Origin of the sequence: Methylobrevis pamukkalensis, assembly GCF_001720135.1 — a bacterium.
GTDB lineage: Bacteria > Pseudomonadota > Alphaproteobacteria > Rhizobiales > Pleomorphomonadaceae > Methylobrevis > Methylobrevis pamukkalensis.
In genome coordinates this window covers 1-1,806 of sequence record NZ_MCRJ01000236.1, presented here as the reverse complement: position 1 = coordinate 1,806, position 1,806 = coordinate 1, and the positions used below count along the sequence as shown (strand labels likewise).

The 1,806-nt window shown below is 64.6% G+C and carries 1 protein-coding gene; it reads right to left on the bottom strand.

What is annotated here, in order from left to right; all coding sequences use genetic code 11:
* Positions 1 to 164 precede the first annotated feature (164 nt).
* On the bottom strand, positions 165 to 1,806 hold a 1,642-nt coding region (locus A6302_RS20145; RefSeq protein WP_069308502.1), incomplete at its 5' end, for a methanol/ethanol family PQQ-dependent dehydrogenase.

Here is a 1,806-nt window from a genome sequence, read left to right as displayed (position 1 = left end):
GTGCGCGAATGAGACATCTGCGCACATGATGCCGCGCAACTCAGGCATCTCTTCTTGGAGATGACTGCACACCACGAAGACGATCTCAACGATGTTGCCCGGATCACACGAGAGCGCGTGGTCCGGGGCAACGTTCAGGTCTTCACACTGTCAGTGTCGAACGATCAGTTCGGCAGCTTGAAGACGGTCAGCTGGCCACCGAGCGCGGTGTACTTGCTGAGGCCGGCGTAGCCGCCCACCGCACCAAGACCGGCGTTCGGATCGGTCAGACCGGCCGCGAGGCCGATACCGGCCCAGCCACCGATGCCCGAGAGGATGGCGATGTACTGCTTGCCGCCATGCTCGTAGGTGGTGACGTTGCCGATGATGCCCGACGGGGTCTTGAACTTGTAGAGTTCCTTGCCCGTCTCGGCGTCAACCGCCTTCAGGTAGCCTTCGAGCGTGCCGTAGAACACGACGTCGCCGGCAGTGGCGAGAGCGCCCGACCACACCGAGAACTGCTCGGGCAGCGACCACTTGATCTCGCCCTTCTTGCCGTCCCAGGCGATGAAGTTGCCCATGCCGCCGTGGCTGTTCGGCGCCGGGTACATCGACAGGGTGGCACCGACGTAGGGCTGGCCCGCGGTGTAGGACACGCGGAACGGCTCGTAGTCCATGCAGACGTGGTTGGTGGGCACGTAGAACAGCTCGGTCTTCGGCGAATACGCCGCCGGCTGCTGGTCCTTGGTGCCGAGCGCGGCCGGGCAGACGCCGGTCGTGTTCACGTCTTCACCGTTCTGGTCGGTCGAGTACTGGGCGACGACCTGCGGACGACCGTACTGGTCGCTGTTCGGGTCCATCACCACTTCGGTGGCCCAGTTCACGACCGGATCGAACTTCTCGGCGACGAGGAGCTCGCCCGTCTCGCGGTCGAGGGTGTAGCCGAAGCCGTTACGATCGAAGTGGGTGAGGAGCTTGCGGTCCTTCCCGTCGATTTGCTGGTTGGTGAGGATCATCTCGTTGATGCCGTCGAAGTCCCACTCGTCGTGGGGCGTCATCTGGTAGACCCACTTGGCCATGCCGGTGTCCGCGTCGCGGGCCCAGATGGTCATCGACCAGCGGTTGTCACCGGGGCGCTGCGCCGGGTTCCAGGTCGAGGGGTTGCCGGAGCCGTAGTAGATCAGGTTCAGCTCGGGATCGAACGAGTACCAGCCCCAGGTGGTGCCGCCGCCGATCTTCCACTGGTCGCCTTCCCAGGTGTTGGTGCCGGAATCCGGGCCAACGGGCTTGCCGAGGTGAGTGGTCTTCTCCGGGTCCATCAGCGTGTCGCTGTCCGGGCCCATCGACCAGCCGCGCCAGGCGAGCTTGCCGTCCGAGAGGTTGTAGGCGGTCACCGAACCGCGCACACCGAACTCGCCGCCCGAGATGCCGATCAGGACCTTGTCCTTGAACACCATCGGAGCCGCGGTGCCGGTCTCGCCGATCGCCGGGTCGCCGTTCTTCACCGACCATGCGACGGCGCCGGTCTTGGCGTCGAGGGCAACGACGGTGGTGTCGGCCTGGTGCAGGATGATCTTGCCGTCACCATACGCAACGCCGCGGTTGACGGTGTCACAGCACATGACCGGGATCACGTTCGGATCCTGCTTCGGCTCGTACTTCCACTTGATGGCGCCGTCCTCGTTGAGGTCGAGCGCATAGACGATGTTCGGGAACGGCGTGTGCACATACATCGTGTCGCCGATGATGAGCGGGCCGCCCTCGTGACCGCGCAGAACGCCGGTCGAGAACGTCCAGGCGACCTGGAGCGAACCGACGTTGTCCTTG